This window comes from Mycolicibacterium aromaticivorans JS19b1 = JCM 16368 (genome assembly GCF_000559085.1).
GTDB lineage: Bacteria > Actinomycetota > Actinomycetes > Mycobacteriales > Mycobacteriaceae > Mycobacterium > Mycobacterium aromaticivorans.
The window spans coordinates 1325555-1346923 of the sequence record NZ_JALN02000001.1 but is presented as its reverse complement, the minus strand read 5'-3'; the positions used below and the strand labels follow the sequence as shown (position 1 = coordinate 1346923).

Sequence of the window (21369 nt, the reverse complement as noted above, 5' to 3'; positions counted from 1 at the left end):
TTGACGTTTTTCCGGGCGGCTGTGAACTCAACCTGACTTGAACTGTACGCCACTAGTCAGACCAGCGAACAGCAATAACAGCGGGTTCTCATGATCCTCTTGCAGTTGGGGTCACACTGTGTACATGTCGAAGCCGGGCCGGTCAGCTGGCGTCCTGTTGGCGGCCGGTGCGGGTACCCGGTACGGCATGCCGAAAGTGCTTGCCGCCGAAGGTGAATGGTTGCGCTCGGCGGTCGAGGCCCTGGCCGCCGGCGGCTGCGACGATGTCGTGGTGGTGCTGGGCGCGGCAATTGTCGACGTTCCGGCAGACGCCCGTCCGGTGGTCGCAGAGGATTGGCGGCGCGGGATGGGAGTTTCCCTGCTAACCGGCTTGGCGGCGGTATCGGACGCCGACTACGCCGTGATCCTGACCGTCGACACCCCCGACATCGGCGCCGACGTCGTCGCTCGGGTACTCGGCGCCGCCCGCGGGTCGTCGTCCGGTCTGGCCCGTGCCAGCTACGACGGGCGCCCCGGACACCCGGTCGTCATCGCCCGCGAGCACTGGCCGGCACTGCGGGCCACCCTGGACGGCGACGAAGGCGCGCGACGCTTTCTGGCGTCCCGCACCGATGTGGTGGCGGTCGACTGTGCGGACCTGGCCACCGGAAGCGACGTCGACGAGCGCTAGCTGGCGCCGATCGACTCGGCGAAGCGGCGCACCGAGTCGGCCACGGTCTGGGTCGCTTCGGTATGACCGCGACGAGCCCGCAGTCGGATCATCCCGGTGCGTACGTCGAGGACCACTTCGCCGAGCAGTTCACCGGTCGTCGGCTCGCAGACCGCCCAGGAGTAGACCCGGTCCTGTTCCCACCCGGCGAGACTTCTCGTCACGTACTCGGCATCGGTCTCGCCGAGGTCGGCGAGCGCGGGGCGGTCGTCGATTCTCTCGTCGGCCCGCAAGGCGCGCAAATACCAAGCGCCCGCGTTGATTTCGACGGGATCCATATCAGCGGCGACCGAAGAGCAGCAGGCCGAGCACGGGCAACGCCAGCCACGCGAGCCAGCCGTGCGGCACCAAAATGGTGCACGCCAGCGCGGCCAACGGGGTGAGGGCCAACTCCTGCGCTTCCTGGCGCTCGGCTGTGCCGATCCGCACCCCCTCGTCTTCCTCCACAGGGTCCATCATGCTGGATCGCGAGAACATTGCCGTTTTCGGGGCCAGCGGACATATCGGCCGAAACCTCGTCGAGTTGGTTTCGAACAGACCTCATACCGTCGGGGCCACGCGGCGATGGCACAATGCCGGCATCGACATTCTCACCAGCGCGCTCATAGGGTCAGGGTTGCTACTGGCAGCGGGCGCTGTGAAGTGCAGTCGAGGCTGGGCTCCGGCGCTGATCGTTTCGGGGTTGGTCGTCGCCCTCGCCGGATTGACGATCAGCGTGCACGCCCATGGTTGGGTAACCGCCTTGGACGCTCCGACGACCGCGTGGATCGATCACTGGACACAACGGTTTCCCCGCATCCGTCGTGCCGGGACGGCGATCGCCTATATCGGCAACCCCAGGGCCATCGCGATCGCGGGCGTCGTCAGTGGGGCGGTTCTGTCTGTTCGATTTCGATCGGTGCTGCCCGGCGTCGTCGTGGTCATGACCACCGGCGCCGCTGTGCTGGCCAAGAACGTGATGGCGGCCCTGATCGTGCGACCGGTGAGCGAAGCAGAAATGGCAGTGAGCCCGACGCTGAGCAATGACCCGCACCCCTTTCCCTCGGGGCATGTCGCCGGCACCGCCACGCTGCTGGGCATCGTCGCTGTGGGCATCGCTGCGCGCGGCGGCCGAACATTGCGAAACACAGTGGCGGCCCTCGCAATCGCCGGTACCGCGGCTGTCGCGATCAGCCGCGTGGTCATCCATGCGCACTGGGTGAGCGACGTTATCGGCGGCGCACTCCTGGCGGCGATCATGATCACCATCGGAGCAGTCGCGCTCGACGGCGCCGCACGTGCGAGAACCCGAGCGCAACGGGTCAGCCCCGCCAGACAGCACGACATCAATCAGGCGCGGCGGCGCCTGCGCATCTGATCGGTCTTACTTGATCTCTGCCAGCACGGTGCCCTGGGTGATCGCGGCACCCGGCTCGACGGCCAGACCGGTGATGACACCGTCCTTGTGTGCGGTCACCGGGTTCTCCATCTTCATGGCCTCGAGCACCACGACGAGATCACCGGCAGCCACCGTCTGGCCTTCTTCGACGGCGACCTTGACCACGGTTCCCTGCATCGGCGCAGTCACCGCGTCACCCGAGGCGGCGGCGCCGGCCTGGGAGCCACGCTTGCGTGCCTTCGGCTTCTTGCGGATGGCGCCGGATTCGGCGTGCCCGCCGCCGTTGCCCAACGCCAGGTCGCCGGGCAGCGAGACCTCGACCCGACGGCCACCGACCTCGACGACCACCTTCTGGCGCTGCTGAGCCTCTTCTTCATCGACCTGGCCGCCACCGGTGAACGGCTCGACGGTGTTGTCCCACTCGGTCTCGATCCAGCGGGTGTGGACGGTGAATCCGTTGCCGTCACCGATGAACGCCGGATCGCTGACGACCGCACGGTGGAACGGGATGACCGTGGCCAGACCTTCGACGTGGAATTCATCCAGCGCACGACGGGAACGGGCCAGCGCCTCCTCGCGGGTGGCGCCGTACACGATCAGCTTGGACAGCATCGAGTCGAACTGGCCGCCGATCACCGAACCGGCCTCGACGCCCGAATCCAGGCGCACACCGGGGCCGGTGGGGATGTCGTAGCGGGTGACGGGGCCGGGTGCGGGCAGGAAGCCGCGGCCGGCGTCCTCGCCGTTGATCCGGAACTCGATCGCGTGGCCGCGGGGAGTCGGGTCCTCGGTGAGGTCGAGCTTCTCGCCGTTGGCGATCTTGAACTGCTGCAGCACCAGGTCGATGCCTGCGGTCTCCTCGGTGACCGGGTGTTCGACCTGCAGGCGGGTGTTGACCTCGAGGAAGGAGATCAGTCCGTCCTGGCCGACCAGGTACTCGACGGTTCCGGCGCCGTAGTAGCCGGCCTCCTTGCAGATGCGCTTGGCCGACTCGTGGATCTCCTTGCGCTGCGCGTCGGTCAAGAAGGGCGCGGGGGCCTCCTCGACGAGCTTCTGGAAGCGGCGCTGCAGCGAGCAGTCGCGGGTACCGGCGACGATGACGTTGCCGTAGGTGTCGGCGATGACCTGAGCCTCGACGTGGCGCGGCTTGTCCAGGTAGCGCTCGACGAAACACTCGCCGCGGCCGAACGCCGCGATCGCCTCGCGGGTTGCCGACTCGAACAGCTCGGGGATCTCCTCGATGGTGCGGGCCACCTTCATGCCGCGCCCGCCGCCACCGAATGCCGCCTTGATCGCCACCGGTACGCCGTACTCCTTGGCGAACGCCACCACCTCGTCGGCGTCCTTGACCGGATCGGGGGTGCCGGGCACCAGGGGCGCCTGGGCGCGGGCCGCGATATGGCGGGCGGTGACCTTGTCGCCGAGGTCGCGGATGGACTGCGGGCTCGGGCCGATCCAGATCAGACCGGCGTCGAGCACGGCCTGGGCGAAGTCGGCGTTCTCACTCAAGAAGCCGTAGCCGGGGTGGATGGCGTTGGCACCGGACTTGGCCGCAGCGTCGAGGATCTTGCCGAAGTCGAGATAGGACTCTGCCGACGTCTGGCCGCCCAGCGCGAACGCCTCGTCGGCGAGCCGCACGTGCGGTGCGTCGGCATCGGGCTCGGCGTAGACCGCCACGCTGGCCAGTCCGGCATCCCTTGCCGCTCGGATCACCCGGACCGCGATTTCACCACGGTTGGCTACGAGGACTTTGGAGATGGTCTGACTGGGCACCGCGCCTCCTGCTTTGCGTGACTCTAAGAACGTTCTTTAAAAATAGGTTCGCACGGCAGTGTAAGCGCCGCTGCTTAGACACGAATCAGCTGGTACCCCTACCAATGAGTAAGTTCAGCATCCGGCGAGCAATCCGATCGGATCGGTGCCGATCGCCTCGGCTGCTTTGCGCAGTAAACGACGGTCGTGGACGTTGTCGTGGTACGAGACCGTGATACTGCGCTCGTGGCCGATCTTGCCGCTGAAGACCGAGATGTCCGACGGCGCCCACGGCTGCAGTGCCGCGTTGATGGACCTGGGGCGGTCCGGCAGCCAGGGCAGCGCCTCGAACGGGGACAGCCGGCCGACGTCGGAGTAGCCCAGCTGGACCGCTGATCGGGCCGCCGGGCGGTTGTCGCGGGTGGCGCGCAGCGGGACGGCGAGCGTGCGCGCCGACGTGGCGGCCAGGGCCAGCAACGGTAACGCCGCCTCCAGGTCTTCCTTCACCGCGGCGTCGATCGCGCTGAGGCGCCCGTCGACGGGGGTGGCGACGCTGAGCCCGGAGATGAAGTTCGCGTTGACCCGGTCATCGGACGGCAGATACCGGCGGCAGTCCACGACCAGCCGGGCGGCGTCGGTCAGCGGCAGCCCCGCTCGGGCCAGTGCCGTGCGGACGATCATCAGCCACGTGACCGCTCTGCTGGCGCCCGGGGCGTCGGCTGTCCGCCAGCTGTCGACTTCGCGTTCGAGGGTGGCGTCGACGTGGATCACCTCGACCGCCGGGGAGGGCAGCCCGGCCGGTGCCGCGGGCGGGGCCGCGCGCTGCCAGACGGGTCGGGGGCGTTGCCGCGCTTCGGTCCATGTGTCGAGCAGCCGTCGTGGACTCGCGGCGAACGTGTTCAGCAGCGCGTGCGCGATCGGGTTGGCGGTGTCGCGGTCGCGCAGCCAGCTCGTGTCGACACCCTCGATCAAGCCGAAAATCGTTGTGACGCAATCGACGTAGAGGCGGGCATCGCCGAGTCCGTGATCGATGTCGAATGCGATGTGGCGGTCGGACAGGTAAACGTCCGCCGAGCCCCGCGGGCCGGCGGCCTTGTTGATGTACTCGAGTACCGCGCTGGATCCACGGTCCGCGATGTCGGCGGGCAGCTCGCGGATCTCGGGGGCGGACTCGGCCCGCCAGCCCCACCTCAGCGCCCGCGGATCGGGACTCAGCCCGAGCCGGGTGTGCGGTCCGCATCGCGTGATGGTGTCCAGCGCCCGTGCCACCAACTCGCGCGGCGGCACCACGACGTTCTCGAGGCAGCCCACATACCGAGTTCCCGCCATCAACCGATCAAGACCACTGGCGTTAGTTCGGCGAAGCAATGGTGGCCCTGCGCTACGTCGTCGTGAGCAGTCGGCGTTTGATCCTGGCCAGCATCGCCGACATACCGCGCAGTCGAAGCGGACTGATCAACGCGGCCAACCCCAGCTCGGCGTAGAAATCGTCCGGTACGGCCAGGATGTCGGCTTTGGGCTGGCCGTCGAGCCCGGCCGCCAGGATCGATGCGAAGCCGCGGGTGGTCGGCGCCTCGGCGGGGGCGCTGAAGAACAGCCGGACGTGTTCGGTGTCGGAGGCGTCGACATGCAGGAACAGCGGCGACTGGCACTCCGGCACCGGTTCCATGGCCGCCTCCTCGAGGTCGGCAGGCAGTTCAGGGAGGTCGTCGGCGAACTCCAGCAGCAGCTTGAGCTTGTCCTGGCCCTGCACATCGGCGAAGTCGGACACGACCTCGGCGAGCGCTGCGGGCATGCTCACGATGCCCCGGGCGCTGATCCCGGTTCAGCACCGGCCACGATCGGCACCCGTACCGTGTTGCCCCACTCGGTCCACGACCCGTCGTAATTACGAACGCCGGGGATGCCCAGCAGGTAGGTGAGCACGAACCAGGTATGGCTGGACCGCTCGCCGATGCGGCAGTACGCGATGATCGGGATGTTCGGAGCCGCCGTGGCGAACGAATACACGTCCTCGAGTTCGGCGCGGTTGCGGAAGCGGCCGCTGTCCTCGGCGGCCTTGGCCCACGGCACCGACACGGCGGTGGGGATGTGGCCGCCGCGCAGCGCACCCTCTTCGGGATAGTCGGGCATGTGGGTGCGTTCGCCGGTGTACTCCTGGGGCGAGCGCACATCGATCAGTGTCGAATGACCCAGGGACGCAAGCACATCGTCCTTGTAGGCGCGGATCGCGGCATCGTTGCGCTCGACCACCGGGTAGCCGGATCCGGCCTTGCTCGGGACGTCGAGAGTGGTGTCGCGACCGTCGGAGATCCACAGGTCGCGGCCGCCGTTGAGCAGTCGGACGTCCTGGTGGCCGAACAGAGTGAAGACCCACAGCGCGTACGCGGCCCACCAGTTGCTCTTGTCGCCGTAGATGACGACGGTGTCGTCGCGGGAGATGCCCTTGCGGTTCATCAGCTCGGCGAATTGCGCGCCGCTGACGTAGTCGCGCACCTGCGGATCGTTGAGATCGGTGTGCCAGTCGATCTTGACCGCGCCGGGGATATGGCCGATGTCGTAGAGCAACACGTCTTCGTCGGACTCCACGATGGCCAGCCCGGGGGTGCCGAGGTGCGCCGACAGCCAGTCGGCGGTGACCAGGCGCTCCGGGTGGGCGTAGTCCTTCAGGGTGGGGCTGGGATCTGCGGGAAGCGGCACGACGACGAGCCTACCGCTGATCAGCGGACCGGATTAGCCGCCCATAGATCGCCGATCGGCAGCCCGACGTCGCTCAGCAGCCGACGCGTCACCGACAGGCCCAGGCCGACCACGTTCGACGGATCGCCCTCGATGCCGTCGACGAACCAGCCGCCGAGGCCGTCGAGCGTGAACGCGCCAGCAACACCGAGCGGTTCACCACTGGCCACATAGGCCGCCAAGTCGGCCGCCGTCGGGGTGGCGAACCGGACCCGGGTCACCTCCGCCTGCGTCGCGGTGTGCGCGGCCGCGCCGCGCAGTACCCGGATCAAGCAGTGCCCGGTATAGAGCAGGCCGATCCGGCCGGCCATCGAATCCCATTGCAGCGCAGCCTGTTCGGCGGTACCGGGCTTGCCGTGGAGTTCGCCGTCAAGGTACAGCATCGAATCACAGCCGATGACAACGCAATCCGACGCGACGGCGGGATCCAGAACCGTGTGCACGGCGGCGGCTTTCGCCTGGGCCAGCGCGGTGACCACGTCACCGGGCTCGGCGTAGGCGCCCAAGTTCGCCACGATCGCGTCCTCGTCGACGCCGGAGACGACGACCAGCGGATCGATGCCTGCGTTGCGCAGCACCCGGAGCCGGCCGGACGAGGCCGAGCCAAGGACTACTCGGGTCATGGGGCGCTCATCGGCGCATGTGGGTCCGCTCCAGCAAGGTCACCTGGTTCCAGCTGTGGATCGAGTAGCGCAGCTTGTCGACCGGATGGCCCCACAGGTTGAGCTCCTGCGGACCCGGGCCGGCATTGCCGCCGCTGGCCGCGGCCAGCACGGTCACCAGAGCGGCGATGTCCTCGTCGCTCGGGTTGCCCTTCTCGATGCGGATCTCGGGGGTCACCGACTCCGGGTTGTCGAGCGTGATGTCCCGCGGGTCACTGAGTTCGGTGATGTCCTCGTGCTTGCTCACGCTGCTCCTCGACTCACAGTGGAATGTTCCCGTGCTTCTTCGGCGGCACCTGGGCGATCTTGCGTTCCAGCAGCCGCAGGGCGGTCGAGATGTACCCGCGGGTGTGCGACGGGGGGATCACCGCGTCGACGTAGCCGCGCTCGGCGGCGATGTACGGGTTCACCAGGGTGTCCTCGTAGGTCTGCTGCAACTCGAGGCGCAGGGCGTCCACGTCCTTGCCCTCGTTCGCCGCTTCCTTGAGGTCCTTGCGGTAGACGAAGCCGACCGCGCCCGAGGCGCCCATGACCGCGATCTGAGCCGTCGGCCACGCGACGTTGACGTCGCAGCCCATGTCCTTGGAGCCCATGACGCAGTAGGCGCCGCCGTAGGCCTTGCGGGTGATGACGGTGATCTTGGCGACGGTGGCCTCGCCGTAGGCGTAGAGCAGCTTGGCGCCCCGGCGGATGATGCCGTTGTACTCCTGCTCGGTGCCCGGCAGGAAGCCCGGGACATCGACCAGCATCACGATCGGGATGTTGAAGCAGTCGCAGGTGCGCACGAACCGGGCGGCCTTCTCGGAGGCGTTGATGTCGAGGCAACCGGCGAACTGGGTGGGCTGATTGGCCACGATCCCGACCGGGCGGCCGTCGATCCGTCCGAAGCCGACGACGATGTTCTGGGCGTAGCCCGCCTGGACCTCCAGGAACTCGTCGTCGTCGAGGATGCGAGTGATCACCTCGTGCATGTCGTACGGCTGGTTCGGCGAGTCCGGGATCAGCGTGTCGAGCTCGAGGTCCTCGTCGGTGAGGTTGTCCTCGATCGCGCCCGGGTGCGGCGGCGCCGGGTAGCGCGGCGGCTCGGCGTAGTTGTTGGGCGGCAGGTAGCTCAGCAGATCGCGCACGTAGTCCAAGGCGTCCTGCTCGCCGGAGGCGACGTAGTGCACGGTGCCGGACTTGGCCATGTGGGTGTGGGCGCCCCCCAGCTCCTCCATGCTGACGTCCTCGCCGGTGACGGTCTTGATGACGTCAGGTCCGGTGATGAACATCTGGCTGGTCTGGTCGACCATGATCACGAAGTCGGTGAGCGCGGGGGAGTAGACGTGGCCGCCGGCTGCCGCACCCATGATCAGCGAGATCTGCGGGATCACGCCGGAAGCCTTGATGTTGTTGTGGAAGATCCGGCTGTAGAGGCCGAGCGAGACCACACCCTCCTGGATGCGCGCGCCTGCGCCGTCGTTGATGCCGATCAGCGGACGACCGGTCTTGAGGGCGAGTTCCTGGACCTTCACGATCTTCTCGCCGTAGACCTCGCCGAGGCTGCCGCCGAACACCGTGGCGTCCTGGCTGAAGAGGCACACCTCGCGACCGTCGATGGTGCCGTAACCGGTTACGACGCCGTCGCCGACCGGACGGTTCTCCTGCAACCCGAAGTTGGTGCTGCGATGCCGGGCGAGTGCGTCGAGTTCAACGAACGAACCCTCGTCGAGCAGAGCCAGGATCCGCTCGCGAGCGGTGAGCTTGCCCTTGGCGTGGACCTTCTCCACAGCGGCCTCGCCGACGGGGTGCAGCGATTCCTCAGCGCGCTGACGAAGATCGGCCAGCTTGCCAGCGGTGGTGTGGATGTCGATCGTGTGGCCCGCGGCCGGTTCCGTAACGCTCGTCATGGGTGCCGATGGTATCGGTCACCTTAAGAAGGCGCTAAGGGGCCCACCGGCGCGCTGCGTCCGGTGCCGACGCGGGACTGGCCGCTGTGCGAAATCTGCACGCTCCGGTCAGTTCTCCGCTAATTCCCTGTGGTGATGCTGAATTCCCAAGATTGGGAAAGTTTCGGTTGCCGCGGGCCGGACCGCTGAGGGATTGCTTGGTCGGAGTGCCGAATCTTTGGCAAATCTGCCGGACATGCATAAATCTGTCATTTACTGGGTAAAAAGCGTGTTTCGTGCATATTGACGTAACAGCAGTTAACGCAACACAAGTTGGGTTATGGCATCCGTCACACCTGCCGGTGAACACCCGTCTACCGGTTGCTGGTTCCGACAATTAGTAGCTACAGTTCGTCCGAGCGAACAACTGCCAGTTTCTGTCTACGCGGGTCTTCGACCACCTCATCGCGTGATCGGAAGGCAGTCAACCAAATCGATGCACCGCCGCCGCGGGGAGCGGAGTGCGGGACTGAATCGAGGTTGCGTGCTTTGCCGTTTGTGTGGACTGAACCGGCTCGTGAGTGTGCTCGACCTGGGCGCCACGCCGCCGTGTGAGAGGTTTCTCGGTGCCGACGAACTCGACGCGCCCGAGCCGACCTTCCCGTTGCACCTGCGGGTCTGCGAGGAATGCCTGCTGCTGCAGATCCCCGCGCTGATCACGCCGGAGGACACCTTCACCGAGTACGCCTACTTCTCGTCGTACTCCGACAGCTGGGTGCAGCACGCCAAGACCTTCGTGGCCGACGCCGCGGCACGCCTCGACCTCGGATCGGACTCGTTCGTCGTGGAGGTGGCCAGCAATGACGGCTATCTACTCCAGCATGTGGTGGCCGCCGGCATCCCCTGCCTGGGCATCGAACCGTCGCACAACGTCGGCGCGGCAGCCCGCGGCCGCGGAGTCCCGACGCGGACAGCCTTCCTCGACGAGGAGCTGGCTCGTGCGGTGGTCGGCGAACGCGGCGCCGCCGACCTGGTGGTGGCCAACAACGTCTACGCGCACATCCCGGACATCGCCGGCTTCGGCCGGGCGCTGCGGACGCTGCTCGCCGACGACGGCTGGCTCAGCATCGAGGTGCACCATGCGTACAACCTGGTCACCCTCGGCCAGTTCGACACCGTCTACCACGAGCATTTCCAGTACTACACACTCCTCACCGCGACCCGGGCGCTGGCTGCGGCCGGCCTGCGCGTCGTCGACGCCGAACTGATTCCCACCCACGGCGGATCGCTCCGGCTCTGGGCCCGACCGGATTGTGTTGACGCCGAGCCCACTTCGCGATTCTTCGACATCCTGGACTCCGAGCAACAGGCCGGACTGCATGACGTGGGCGGCTACCTCGGACTGCGTGCCCGCACTGAGGCGGTGCGCCACCAGCTGCTGAGTTTCCTCCTCGACTGCAAGGCGTCCAACCGGCGAGTGGTGGGTTACGGCGCTCCCGGCAAGGGCAACACCCTGCTGAACTACTGCGGAATCCGCAGCGATCTCCTGGAATACACGGTCGACCGCAACCCCTACAAGCACGGCCGGTTCACGCCCGGCACCCGCATTCCGATCAGGGAACCGGAGGCGATCGCCGAAGACCGTCCCGACGTGGTTCTCGTCCTGCCGTGGAATCTGGAAGCGGAGCTCACCGCCCAACTGTCTTACGTCACGGACTGGGGTGGTCAGTTGGTCTACCCGCTGCCGACCTTGCGCACGGCGCTTGGGAAGCCCGAAGTGGTTGGGAGTCAAGCCAGATGAAAGTGGTCTTGTTCTGCGGTGGATACGGCATGCGGATGCGCAACGCTGTCGGCGACGACATCCCCAAACCGATGCAGATGGTCGGTCCGCGGCCGCTGCTGTGGCATGTGATGCGGTACTACGCGCACTTCGGGCACAAGGACTTCATCCTGTGTCTGGGTTACGGAGCGTCGCGGATCAAGGATTACTTTCTGGAGTACCGCGAAACGGAGTCCAACGACTTCGTCATGCGCGACGGCGAGGTCCACTTACTCGACAACGACATCAGCGACTGGACGATCACGTTCGTCGACACCGGGCTGGAGTCGCCGATCGGCGAGCGCCTGCGACGCGTGCGCGATCATCTCGACGGCGACGAGTACTTCTTGGCCAACTATGCCGACGTGCTCACCGACGCCCGCCTCGACGACATCGTGGACACGTTCCACGCCTCCGGCGCCGCGGTGTCGATGATGCTGGTCCCGCCGCAACAGTCGTTCCACTGCGTCGAGGTCAAGGATTCCGGCGAGGTCAAGGACATCGTGCCGGTCGCGAACTTCCCGATCTGGATCAACGGCGGCTTTTTCGTTCTCTCCCAAGAGGTTTTCGACTACCTACCGCCGGGTGGGGACCTGGTGGCCGACGCCTGCGAGGCGCTGGCCGGGAAGGGCCGGTTGTTCGGGTACCGGCACGAGGGCTTCTGGAAGCCGGCCGACACGTTCAAGGAGCGCGCCGAGCTCGACGAGGGCTACCGCCACGGTGTCCGACCCTGGGCATTGTGGGAGCCGGCGCATGCGTGAACTGTTCACCGGCGGAGTCGACGAGATCGCTGTGCTCGGTGCCCACTGCGACGACATCGCCATCGGGATGGGCGGCACCCTGCTCGCACTGTGTTCCGACCGGCCTGGGCTCCGCGTGCACGCGCTGGTGTTGTCCGGCGGTGGTGGTGAGCGCGAGGCTGAGGAGCGGGCTGCCCTGGACGCGTTCTGTCCGGGCGCATCGGTGCGGGTGACGGTCCTCGACATCCCCGACGGTCGCGCCCCCGCCCATTGGCAGCAGGTCAAATCGGCGCTGCATGAATTTCGTCGATCCTGCGATCCCGCCGTCGTTTTCGGTCCGCACCGGCACGACGCACACCAGGACCACCGGCTGCTCGCCGAGTTGCTGCCCACCGAGTTCCGCGATCACTTGATCCTCGGCTACGAGATCGTGAAGTGGGAAACCGACACTCCGCGGCCGAATCTCTTCCATCCGCTGCCGCACGGTGTCGCTGAGACGAAAGCCCGACTGCTGGGCAAGCACTACCCGTCGCAGGCGACGCACGACTGGTTCGACGACGAGGCTTTCCTCGGCTTGGCGCGCCTGCGCGGAGTGCAGTGCCACAGCCGCCACGCGGAGGCGTTCACGGCAGAGAAGTTGTCCATCGGATTCGGAGGTCGTTGAATGCGAGTTCTCGTCACCGGACATCAGGGTTACCTCGGTACGGTCATGGTCGGCGTGTTGCGTGCGGCCGGTCACGACGTAGTCGGGCTCGACGCAGGCTATTTCGCCGACTGCGTACTGGGCCCGACGCCGATGGATCCCGAACAGATCCGTCCGGGTGGACCGGTCGATCTGCGGGATATCACCGCCGATGATCTGACCGGGGTGGATGCCGTCGTTCACCTGGCGGCCCTGTCCAATGACCCGCTGGGCAACCTCGCCCCCGATGTCACCTATGAGATCAACCACCGCGCATCCACCCGGCTCGCGCATGCCGCCAAAGCCGCTGGGGTGTCGAGGTTCCTGTACGCATCGACGTGCTCGGTGTACGGATCGGCCGGCGACGACCTGGTCGACGAGGAAGCACCGCTGCGCCCCCTGACCCCGTACGCGGAAAGCAAAGTCTGGGTGGAGGATGACCTCGCGGCGATCGCCGACTCGGGATTCGCGCCGGTATTCCTGCGGAACGCAACCGCATTCGGCTTCTCGCCGCGGCTTCGCGCCGACATTGTGCTGAACAATCTGGTCGGGCACGCGGTCCTCACCGGCGTTGTGAAGGTTCTCTCCGACGGCACGCCGTGGCGGCCGCTGGTGCACGCCCAGGACATCGCCGAAGCGTTCCTGCTGTGCCTGACCGCTCCGGTGAAGACGATCTGGTGCCAGGCCTTCAATGTCGGCACCGAGGCCAACAACCTCACTGTCGCCGAGATCGCCCAGGCTGTCGTGGAGGTGGTCCCGGCGACCGAATTGCGCATCACCGGCCAGACCGGTGCCGATCCCCGTTCGTACCGAGTCGATTTCGCCAAGGTTCGCGACCGGCTTGGCTTCCAGGCGCAGTGGTCGGTGGCTGCCGGCGCCGCCGAGCTCTACGCCACCTACACCAACCACCACCTGACCCAGGACGCGTTCGACGACCGGTTCACCCGCCTGGCCCGCCTGAAGGAGCTTCGCGAGTCGGGCGTGCTCGATGAAACTATGTACCAGGGTGGCCGAGTTGGCTGACCACATCGCGCCAGCTCCCCGCCGCGCGGTCTCGTGCAGAGATCACGGTGGGCGCAGTCGGCCACGCTATGCCCAGATCGGGGTCGTCGAAGGCGACCGCGAGGTCTTCGCTCGGGTCGTGCGGCCGATCGATCCGATAGCAGACGTCGGCGGTCGGCGTGAGTGCCTGGAACCCGTGCAGAAATCCGGGCGGAACATAAAGATGACGAAAGTCCGTGTCGTCGAGCACAACCGATACCTGGCGGCCGAAGGTCGGGGAGTCGGGCCGGATATCGACGACGACGTCGTGCACGGCGCCGTTGGCGCATCGGATGAGTTTGGCTTCACCGCGCCCGGCGCGACCGTGCATCCCACGAATGGTGCCCTGCACCGAGCGCGACTGGGAGTCCTGGATGAAGGACGCGCTGAGTCCCGGCGCGCCAAGATAGCTGTCGAAGATCTCCGCGTCGAACGTCCGGGTGAAGAAGCCACGGTCATCGAAGAACGGTTGAGGGACGAGCACCACGAGGCCGGCGATGTCGGTTTGCCTGATCTCCACGAGGCCATGCTGCCATGAATAGCTGCCGAGGATGCCGCGGTCGGGGTCTGCTGCCCGTGTTGGATCTGGGCCGCGTTCCCGCGCAGGACTTTTTCCCTGCTGCCGCCGAACCCGTTGCGCCCGAGGAATCGTCGCATCCGTTGGCGATGGTCCTGTGCGCCGGCTGTGGTCTGGCGCAGCTGGCCGATGACGACACCGTGACCGACGAGCCACGCGGGGTGGAACCGGTTGCGTTGCAGCGCCAGGCCGTCGATGCCGTGACCAGGGTGGCCGCCGCGCATCTGCTGCGCGGGTCGACGGTCCGCGAGTTCGGCAGTCCGCACGGCGGCAGCTGGCTGCCGTTGCTGGCCGAGCGGGGATTCGCCACGGCCGAGGTCGCCGACGTGGTGCTCGACAGCTTCGGGCTGATGCACGAACCGGATCAGCTGGCCGCGTTCACCCGCCGAGCACAGGCGACGGCGAACGACGGTGTGCTGCTGATCCAATACCACTCACTGGCGACGATCGTGGGCAAGAGGCAGTGGAACGCCCTGCGCCACGGCCACTTTGCGTACTACTCGACGACCGCGCTGCTCGGCCTGCTGGAGCAGGCCGGGATGAGCGCGGTGCAAGCCTGGGAGTTCGACCTGTACGGCGGGACGGTGTTGGTGGCGGCAAGGCACGGCCATACCGCCCCGCCCGCATCGGTGCGTCGCATCATCGCCGCCGAACGGACCTTCACCGAGACTGCGGCGGTAGCGACGTTGCAGAGCGCGGCCGACGCCCACTGCCGGGCGCTGCGCGACTGGCTCGAAGACCAGGCAGCCCAACACCGCCGCGTCTTCGCCTACGGTGCAGCGTCGCGCGCGGTTGCGCTGTTCGCGCTGGCGGAAGTGACCCGTCGGCTTGTCGCGGCGGTCGCCGACGCGTCGCGCGCCAAGCAGGGACGGCGGATGCCGGGAACCGATGTACCGATCATCGCGCCCGATGAACTCGTTGCGGCGCAACCAGACTGCGTCCTGCTTACTCTGCCGGACCTGCTCGCCGAGGTCTCGGTCGCCTACCCCCAGCTCACAGGACGGTGGATCAGTGCCGACCGCTTCATGACCAGTGAGTTGGCGAACACGCCCCAAGTGCACCGTCTTGATCGAGAGGAGACACGTATATGAGCAAGGTCGTCGGAATTTGGGAAGCGATGCCGCATTCGGCACGCCGGCCCACGATCTCGGTGGTGATCCCGGCGCTGAACGAGGAGCGCAACCTGTCCTACATCGCGTCGCGATTGCCCCACGACGTCGACGAGATCGTGTTCGTGGACGGTGACTCCGTGGACAACACCGCGCTGGTGGCGCGGGAGCTCTGGCCGAACGGTGTGCACCTGCAGCAGACCCGAAAGGGTAAGGGCAATGCGCTGGCGTGTGGTTTCGCCGCCGCGTCGGGCGACATCGTTGTGATGATCGACGCCGACGGCAGCACCGACCCCGCGGAGATCCCGCGCTTCGTCGGCGCGCTGATCTCGGGCAAGGACTTCGCCAAAGGATCACGCTTCGTGCAGGGGGGCGGCAGCAGCGACATCACCCGTCTGCGGCGGTTCGGCAACTGGGGCCTCAACACGTTGGTCAACACATTGTTCGCCACCAAGTACACCGATCTGTGCTACGGCTACAACGCCTTCTGGCGGGATTGCCTCGAGGTGATGGACCTGCCCGACACCGAGATCCGAGATCCGCAGTGGGGAGACGGTTTCGAGATCGAGTCACTGATCAATGTGCGCGTGGCCGCCAGTGGGATGCAGATCGCCGAAGTCAGCAGCTATGAACTCGACCGCATCCACGGCGCCAGTAATCTCAACGCGGCGAAGGACGGTCTGCGGATTCTGTGGACGATACTTCACGAGTTCTACCGGGCGCGCCGACGAGGATGGCGTCGCAGCGTGCGCAGCGGGGATCTCCAGGTCACGGTGACATCCCGGTACCGGCTCGACGCGGAGTCACACGACCAGCCCCTTCCCGACGTGCGGCACGCGTGAGATGACGAGGCAGGCGACCGTGCGGCAGGCCATCCCGTCGGAGCGACATACCTGGCGAGGCGGCGGGGCCAGACGCCCCAAAGTCTCGCTCTGCATACCCGCCTACCAGGCGGGCGAGTTCCTGCGCGACACGCTCGACAGCGTTCTTGCGCAGGACTTTCCGGACCTGGAGATCCTCGTCGTCGACAATCACAGCACCGACGAGACACCGGCGATCCTCGACAGCATCACCGACGATCGCGTGCGGGTGGTCCGCAACGAGTCCACCCTGTCGGCGGCGGAGAACCACAACCTGGCGGTCGAGCTCAGCCGCGGTGAATTCGTCAAAGTGATCAGTGCAGACGACACACTCAAGCACAACTGCGTCGCCGCGCAGGCCGCCGTTCTGCAGAGCAATCCGGACGTGACAGTGGTGGCCAGCCGCACCGATTTCATCGACGACTCGGGTGCGCTGCTGTTCAAGGCCAGGGGGCTGCGTGGGCTCCTCGGACATAAGACGGGCGAACAGGTGATCCGGCAGATCGTTCGCAGCGCCAAGAACCCCGTCGGCGCGCCGGTATCAGTCATGTTCCGCCGCAGCGACTTCGACCGATGCGGCGGCTTCAGCGGGCCGCACGTGTTCACCCTAGACATGGACCTGTGGGCCAGGCTGCTGGGTCTCGGCCACTTCTACGGCATGCCCGAAACCCTGGCGGCCTACCGCATCCGCGGCGGGTCGCTCACCGCGTTGACCTCGGCGCGATCGCAACTGGTGCAGCAGGATACGTTCACCCGCAAGCTCATCGACGATCCGCGGTGGGAGATTCGGTACATGGACAAGCTGCTCGGCAAGCTGAACCGCTACGACGTGCTGTTCAAACGGGTGATGCTGTTCAAGCTCAGCAGTGTGCGGGCGTCGCGACGATCCCGGAACCCGGTGAGATGACACGCGAGTTGAGCCTGTCCGTGGTGATCTGTGCCTACACCACCGCCCGCTGGGAGCGGCTGCGACATGCGGCCGAGTCGGTCTTGACCGGCAGCGCCAACCCGGTCGAGCTGATCATGGTGATCGACCACTGCGACGAGTTGCTGTCCGCCGCCAGGCAACTTTTCGACGGTGACACCCGGGTTCGGGTGATTCCGAACGACGAGGCCCGCGGACTGTCGGGAGCGCGTAACACCGGTGTCCGCGCCGCCCGCGGCGACGTGGTGGCCTTCCTCGACGACGATGCGGTGGCGCAGCCAGGCTGGGCCGACGACCTGCGTGATCACTATCGGGACCAGACCGTCGCCGGCGTCGGCGGGTACGCCAGCCCGGTGTGGCCGGACAGCCGACCGAATTGGATTCCGCCCGAATTCGACTGGGTGGTCGGTTGCAGCTACGTCGGGCAGCCGGAACAGCTTGCCCCGGTGCGTAACCCGATCGGTTGCAACATGTCGCTGCGCCGTTCGGTCCTCGATACGGTCGGCGGGTTTCGGTCCGAAGTGGGACGGGTGGGCGCCACTCCGGTCGGCTGTGAGGAAACCGAGTTGTTCATCCGGGTCCGTGCGGTCGACGCCACCAACCAGGTGCTGTTCGACCCCGACATCCGGGTCGAGCACCATGTATCCGACGATCGGACCACGCTGCGGTACTTCGTTCGGCGGTGCTATCACGAAGGCATGTCGAAGGCGGTTGTCACCGAGATGACCGGGGCGGCTGCTGGATTGAGCAGCGAGCGGTCCTACGTTCGACGGGTGTTGCCGACCGCCGTTGCCCGCGAGGTGAGATCGATGACTGCCGACGGGCTGGCCCGGGCAGCGGCCATCTGCCTGGGGCTGGCCGCAACGACGCTGGGCTTCGCCAGGGCCAAGGTCAGCCGAACCCTGTCCCGGAGGGCGCCGTGAACGCATCCGATTCCGCCTGCCTGACTCTGGCGCCCGTGCTGCCGAACCCGGATCGGCCGAGCTGGAGCGGGGCTGTCTGGATTGGTGAGGTGTGGCTCGACGCAGTCGAATCCGCCGACCGGGCGAGCGCGCACTCCGGTACACCTGCGCAGTGCCTATTGCAGAATGCGGAGGGATTCTCCCGCGCACGGCTGTTGGTTCGCGATCGGCAACGGGCGGTCGGCTTTGTCGACATCGCCGTCACCGACGGCCAGGTTGCGTTCACGGAATTGCGGGATCAGGTCGGTGCGCAACGACAGTGCGCGGCGCGACCAGCACTGGCTTCAGCCGCGCGCCCATCGGCCCGGTCGGCGCACGTGACCGTGGTGTTGTGCACGCGTGATCGCACCGCCCTGCTGAAGTCGGCGGTGGCCTCCGTTCTTGCCGCCGAGCATCCCGATTTCGACGTTCTGATCATCGACAACGCACCCCGCAGCGACGCGACGCGGGAGTTCGTCACGAGTCTCGCCGACTCGCGGGTGCGGTTGATCACCGAGCCGGTGCCCGGCCTTTCCCGGGCACGGAACACCGGCCTGTTGGCGGCAACCGGGGACATCGTCGCCTTCGTCGACGACGATGTCGTCGTCGACCGGGACTGGTTGAGCGTCCTGGTCAAGGGGTTCGGTTACGGCGACTCGGTCGGATGTGTCTCCGGGATGGTGCCGGCCGGCGAACTGCGCACCCCCGCGCAGGCCTACTTCGAGAATCGGGCCGGGTGGACGGAATCGGCGGAGGTCCGCATCTTCGAGTGGTCGCAGGCACCGCACGACGTTCCGCTGTATCCCTTCGAAGTCCGGTACTACGGAACGGGAGCCAACTTCGCCGTCGACCGGCAGGTCGCATTGAGCCTCGGCGGATTCGACGAACGACTCGGTGCGGGAACGCGAGTCAGCGGCGGCGAGGACATCGACATGTTCTTCCGCATCCTGCGGTCGGGCCGACAACTCGTCCGTGAACCCGCCGCGATCGCGTGGCACCGGCACCGGGCGACAGTCGATGACCTGCGGGCGCAGACTCGCGGCTACGGACTGGGTTTGGGGGCCTGGTTGGCCAAGCTCGCGTCCGATCCGGCAATGGCGTTCCTCGCGCTGAAGACGGTGGTGCGGCGCAGGCCGGCGCTCGTTCGCCATCTGCGGTCCACGGCACGGCGAGCCGCTCCGTCGATCACGGTGCGATCCGATTTGCCGTCCGACATCGGCAATGGCACATGGCGATTCATCGCCGCCGGGGCGTGGGTGTATCTGGTCGCGGCCTGGCGCAACCGGCTGCGCAGGGCATCCGGCTGATGGTGACCACCGACGTCGTGCCGCCGGCCGCGGGACGCAACATGACGGTCAACTCGATTTCGTTGATCGCCTCCAGCCTGCTGACCGGGATCTTGGGTCTGGTGTTCTGGGGAGCCGCCGGCCGGCTTTACCCCGCAGCCGAAGTCGGGGTGGCCGCCGCATTGATCACCTCGGCACTGATGTTGTCGATGTTGTCGATGCTCAGCATCGACACGGTCTACGAACGCTTCCTGCCGTTGGCCGGCGAGAAGGCCGGGACGCTGATCACACGCGGCTACCTGCTCGTCGCGGTGACCGCGCTGCTGGCCGGGTGGGCGCTGGTGGCCTTCGGCCCGCGCGACGAACTGTTCACCTCGCGCTGGGCGATGGTGGGTTACCCCTTGCTGGTCATGGTGCTGGCGGTGTTCACCCTGTTGGACAAGACCGCCGTCGGGCTCGGGGTGACGAAGTGGTCGGCGGTGAAGAACCTGGTCCATGCGGTCATCAAACTGGCGGTTCTGTTCGCCCTGGTCTGGACCGGCAGCGGCGCCTCGATCGTGCTGGCCTGGGGGGCGACTGCTGCTGCCGGGACACTGTTGGTGTTGGCGGCGATGCGCCGGCGGTGGCGCACGCATGCCCAGTTCCGGCAGCCGTCCGAACTGCCCGCGCGCGCCCAGTTGCTGTCGTATGTCGGGTCGTCCTTCGGGATCACCACCCTGTGGATCATCGGGCCCCTCGTGGTGCCGCTGATCATCGTCAGCAGGTTCGGTGCGGCCGCCAACGCGCACTTCGCGGTGACCTGGGCGATCATCAACGCCCTGTACTTCGCGGTGCATCTGGTGATGAGCCCGTTCGTGGCCGAGGTGGCCGCCCACCCCGACAAGGTCGCGGCCCTGTCGACCCGGATGGTGCAGATGATGGCCGTCGTGTCCGTGGTCGGTTCGCTCGGGCTGGTCGTGATCGGTCCCTGGGTGCTGGGCATCATCGGCTCCGACTATCGCGCCGAGGGACAGGGACTGCTTCTGCTGGCGGCGGCGTTCGTGCCGTTGTCGGCGGTGAGCGCGGTGTATGAAGGATTCGCGCGGGTGCGCCGCAAGCTGACCCTGATGGTGGTCATGCGGTGCGTGTCCACCACGATCGTGGTCGCCGGCACCGTGCTGATCACCGCTCACGTCGGCGTGATCGGCGTCGGGTGGGCTTATCTTGCGGCCGAAGCGATTCCGGCGGTGGTCTTGTTGCCGCCGGCGATCCGCTGGCTGCATCGCGCCCGGGCCCTCGGCGCGCTCTAGGCCGAATACTGGCGGACCCAGTCGACCGCCATCGACCCTCCGTTGTTGAGGTCGCCGCCGAAATTGTCCAGCTGAATGCACAGATGCATCGGCCCGGGAGGAAAGTGCGCCGGGTCGGTGGCCTCCCACCACTGGACGCCGTCGACGAACATCGCGATCCGCTGCGGGGTCCATTCGACCGCCCAGCTGTGCCACTGCGTGGCGTCGATCCGCACCGCGCTCGACTCGCGCTCGTCGTTGGGGCCGTAGTGCAGCCAGCCCTCGACGGACTGGCGGGCAGGATCGGCGATCTCCATGAAGTCGACTTCACCACCGACCGGCCAGTTTTCGGCGTCGGGCCACAGTAGGAGCAGCGCGTGGTAGTCGGGGGAGGCAGGCGAGGATTTGACGCAGGCCTCCCAGCGGCCGTGCAGCTGGCCCGGCAGTAAGGCCATGCCGCCCGAGTTTCCTTGCGGATCACCGGTAATCGTGAGTTGGCCGTCCGTCGCCGAGATCGCGTCGCGCGTCCGGCGGCCGTTTCCGTCGTGGCCCGGTCCGTCATAGATCGACCACTGGTTGAGCGATCCGGGCCCGTCGAAGTTGTCGGCGCGGTTGGGTTCGCCCCAGCCGTGCGCCGCGGCGGCGGTGTTGGGGCAATTGCCGTTACCCGACTGGGCATCGGCGACCGGACGCAGGAGCGCGGCCGATCCGACAGTGAGCGCGAGGGTTCCCGCCGCGACGCTGGTCAGTGAAATCGCCACGCGAGCGGCCCGCGAGATGGGGACTGGCATGTGCTCCCTTGGTTCGTCGACCCCGGGACTGCCAGTCTACCCAGCTATCAGGACTGGTCGCCCCGGCCGAGTGACGTGATCCACTGCACCAGCTTGCTGGCCGGACCGGGTCCACGAAAACGTGGGCATGGGCACAATCCGCACTCGGTCCCACGCCGGTAATGCTCGTGTGCCGAACGGTCGTGTCCACACTTACACAGCCGATCTCGCATAAGTCCCGAA

The 21369-nt window shown here is 67.0% G+C and carries 23 protein-coding genes; 12 read left to right on the top strand and 11 right to left on the bottom strand.

The genetic code is table 11. The features are described 5' to 3' along the window. Window positions 1–124: 124 nt before the first annotated feature. Entirely contained in the window at window positions 125–670 is a 546-nt protein-coding gene (locus Y900_RS06550) for a nucleotidyltransferase family protein (protein ID WP_036340368.1), read from the top strand. Here Y900_RS06550 and Y900_RS06545 read toward each other — a convergent pair. Next, entirely contained in the window at window positions 667–987 is a 321-nt protein-coding gene (locus Y900_RS06545) for a hypothetical protein (RefSeq protein WP_036340365.1), read from the bottom strand. The genes Y900_RS06550 and Y900_RS06545 overlap by 4 nt on opposite strands. A 1-nt stretch (window position 988) precedes the next feature. Continuing rightward, entirely contained in the window at window positions 989–1138 is a 150-nt protein-coding gene (locus Y900_RS32330; RefSeq protein ID WP_157838236.1) for a hypothetical protein, read from the bottom strand. On the opposite strand from Y900_RS32330, the gene Y900_RS06540 reads away from it, so the two are divergent. After that, on the top strand, window positions 1125–2066 hold the full coding sequence (locus Y900_RS06540) for a phosphatase PAP2 family protein (protein WP_157838235.1): 942 nt from the start codon (window positions 1125–1127) through the stop codon (window positions 2064–2066). The two genes, Y900_RS32330 and Y900_RS06540, sit on opposite strands and share 14 nt — an antisense overlap. 6 nt (window positions 2067–2072) lie before the next feature. Here the strand turns inward: Y900_RS06540 and Y900_RS06535 are convergent, their stop codons facing one another. From Y900_RS06535 to Y900_RS06505, 7 genes are all read right to left on the bottom strand, one after another. Then, window positions 2073–3860: an acetyl/propionyl/methylcrotonyl-CoA carboxylase subunit alpha gene (locus tag Y900_RS06535; protein ID WP_036340361.1), complete on the bottom strand. Its 1788-nt coding sequence runs from the start codon at window positions 3858–3860 to the stop codon at window positions 2073–2075. 114 nt (window positions 3861–3974) lie between these two features. Continuing rightward, entirely contained in the window at window positions 3975–5168 is a 1194-nt protein-coding gene (locus tag Y900_RS06530) for a hypothetical protein (protein ID WP_131536108.1), read from the bottom strand. 52 nt (window positions 5169–5220) lie between these two features. After that, window positions 5221–5634: a SufE family protein gene (locus Y900_RS06525; protein WP_036340355.1), complete on the bottom strand. Its 414-nt coding sequence runs from the start codon at window positions 5632–5634 to the stop codon at window positions 5221–5223. 2 nt (window positions 5635–5636) lie between these two features. Continuing rightward, window positions 5637–6539, bottom strand: a complete 903-nt coding sequence (locus Y900_RS06520) for a sulfurtransferase (RefSeq protein ID WP_036340352.1) — start codon at window positions 6537–6539, stop codon at window positions 5637–5639. Between the two features lie 20 nt (window positions 6540–6559). Then, the gene (locus Y900_RS06515) at window positions 6560–7201 is read right to left on the bottom strand and encodes a Maf family protein (RefSeq protein ID WP_036340349.1); all 642 of its coding nucleotides are present in this window, start codon (window positions 7199–7201) and stop codon (window positions 6560–6562) included. Window positions 7202–7208: 7 nt separating this feature from the next. After that, window positions 7209–7487: an acyl-CoA carboxylase subunit epsilon gene (locus Y900_RS06510; RefSeq protein WP_036340346.1), complete on the bottom strand. Its 279-nt coding sequence runs from the start codon at window positions 7485–7487 to the stop codon at window positions 7209–7211. Window positions 7488–7500: 13 nt separating this feature from the next. Then, window positions 7501–9129, bottom strand: coding sequence for an acyl-CoA carboxylase subunit beta (locus Y900_RS06505; protein ID WP_036340345.1), 1629 nt, complete (start codon window positions 9127–9129; stop codon window positions 7501–7503). A gap of 523 nt (window positions 9130–9652) precedes the next feature. Here Y900_RS06505 and Y900_RS06500 point away from each other — a divergent pair. Genes Y900_RS06500 through Y900_RS06485 form a run of 4 tightly spaced genes read left to right on the top strand, consistent with a single transcriptional unit; the run spans window position 9653 to window position 13372 of the window. Continuing rightward, window positions 9653–10909, top strand: a complete 1257-nt coding sequence (locus Y900_RS06500; RefSeq protein ID WP_036340342.1) for a class I SAM-dependent methyltransferase — start codon at window positions 9653–9655, stop codon at window positions 10907–10909. Further along, window positions 10906–11688, top strand: coding sequence for a sugar phosphate nucleotidyltransferase (locus Y900_RS06495; RefSeq protein ID WP_036340339.1), 783 nt, complete (start codon window positions 10906–10908; stop codon window positions 11686–11688). Before Y900_RS06500 ends, Y900_RS06495 begins: the two co-directional genes overlap by 4 nt. Further along, window positions 11681–12331 (top strand): PIG-L deacetylase family protein, encoded by a 651-nt coding sequence (locus Y900_RS06490; RefSeq protein ID WP_036340336.1) that lies wholly within the window; start codon window positions 11681–11683, stop codon window positions 12329–12331. The genes Y900_RS06495 and Y900_RS06490 overlap by 8 nt, the downstream gene beginning before the upstream one ends. Next, a complete protein-coding gene (locus Y900_RS06485) occupies window positions 12332–13372 on the top strand; it encodes an NAD-dependent epimerase/dehydratase family protein (protein WP_036340334.1) in 1041 nt (346 codons plus the stop codon). It begins immediately after the preceding gene. Here Y900_RS06485 and rfbC read toward each other — a convergent pair. Beyond that, a complete protein-coding gene (rfbC, locus tag Y900_RS06480) occupies window positions 13344–13910 on the bottom strand; it encodes a dTDP-4-dehydrorhamnose 3,5-epimerase (protein WP_036340331.1) in 567 nt (188 codons plus the stop codon). The genes Y900_RS06485 and rfbC overlap by 29 nt on opposite strands. Before the next feature lie 14 nt (window positions 13911–13924). Here rfbC and Y900_RS06475 point away from each other — a divergent pair, with 14 nt between their 5' ends. From Y900_RS06475 to Y900_RS06450, 6 genes are read left to right on the top strand one after another with little or no spacing between them, the layout of a single operon-like run. Further along, entirely contained in the window at window positions 13925–15058 is a 1134-nt protein-coding gene (locus Y900_RS06475; protein WP_036340328.1) for a class I SAM-dependent methyltransferase, read from the top strand. After that, window positions 15055–15918 carry a glycosyltransferase family 2 protein gene (locus Y900_RS06470; RefSeq protein WP_036340325.1) on the top strand — a complete coding sequence of 288 codons (864 nt, stop codon included), beginning with the start codon at window positions 15055–15057 and terminating at the stop codon, window positions 15916–15918. The genes Y900_RS06475 and Y900_RS06470 overlap by 4 nt, the downstream gene beginning before the upstream one ends. Window position 15919: 1 nt before the next feature. Continuing rightward, on the top strand, window positions 15920–16843 hold the full coding sequence (locus Y900_RS06465) for a glycosyltransferase family 2 protein (protein ID WP_051659923.1): 924 nt from the start codon (window positions 15920–15922) through the stop codon (window positions 16841–16843). After that, window positions 16840–17784, top strand: coding sequence for a glycosyltransferase family 2 protein (locus Y900_RS06460; protein ID WP_036340322.1), 945 nt, complete (start codon window positions 16840–16842; stop codon window positions 17782–17784). Before Y900_RS06465 ends, Y900_RS06460 begins: the two co-directional genes overlap by 4 nt. Continuing rightward, complete coding sequence (locus tag Y900_RS06455) at window positions 17781–19109, top strand: glycosyltransferase family 2 protein (protein ID WP_051659922.1); 1329 nt, start codon at window positions 17781–17783, stop codon at window positions 19107–19109. Before Y900_RS06460 ends, Y900_RS06455 begins: the two co-directional genes overlap by 4 nt. Next, window positions 19055–20377, top strand: coding sequence for a lipopolysaccharide biosynthesis protein (locus tag Y900_RS06450; protein WP_237752517.1), 1323 nt, complete (start codon window positions 19055–19057; stop codon window positions 20375–20377). Before Y900_RS06455 ends, Y900_RS06450 begins: the two co-directional genes overlap by 55 nt. Here Y900_RS06450 and Y900_RS06445 read toward each other — a convergent pair. Beyond that, the gene (locus Y900_RS06445) at window positions 20374–21147 is read right to left on the bottom strand and encodes a glycoside hydrolase family 16 protein (protein WP_036340319.1); all 774 of its coding nucleotides are present in this window, start codon (window positions 21145–21147) and stop codon (window positions 20374–20376) included. The genes Y900_RS06450 and Y900_RS06445 overlap by 4 nt on opposite strands. Window positions 21148–21369 lie beyond the last annotated feature (222 nt).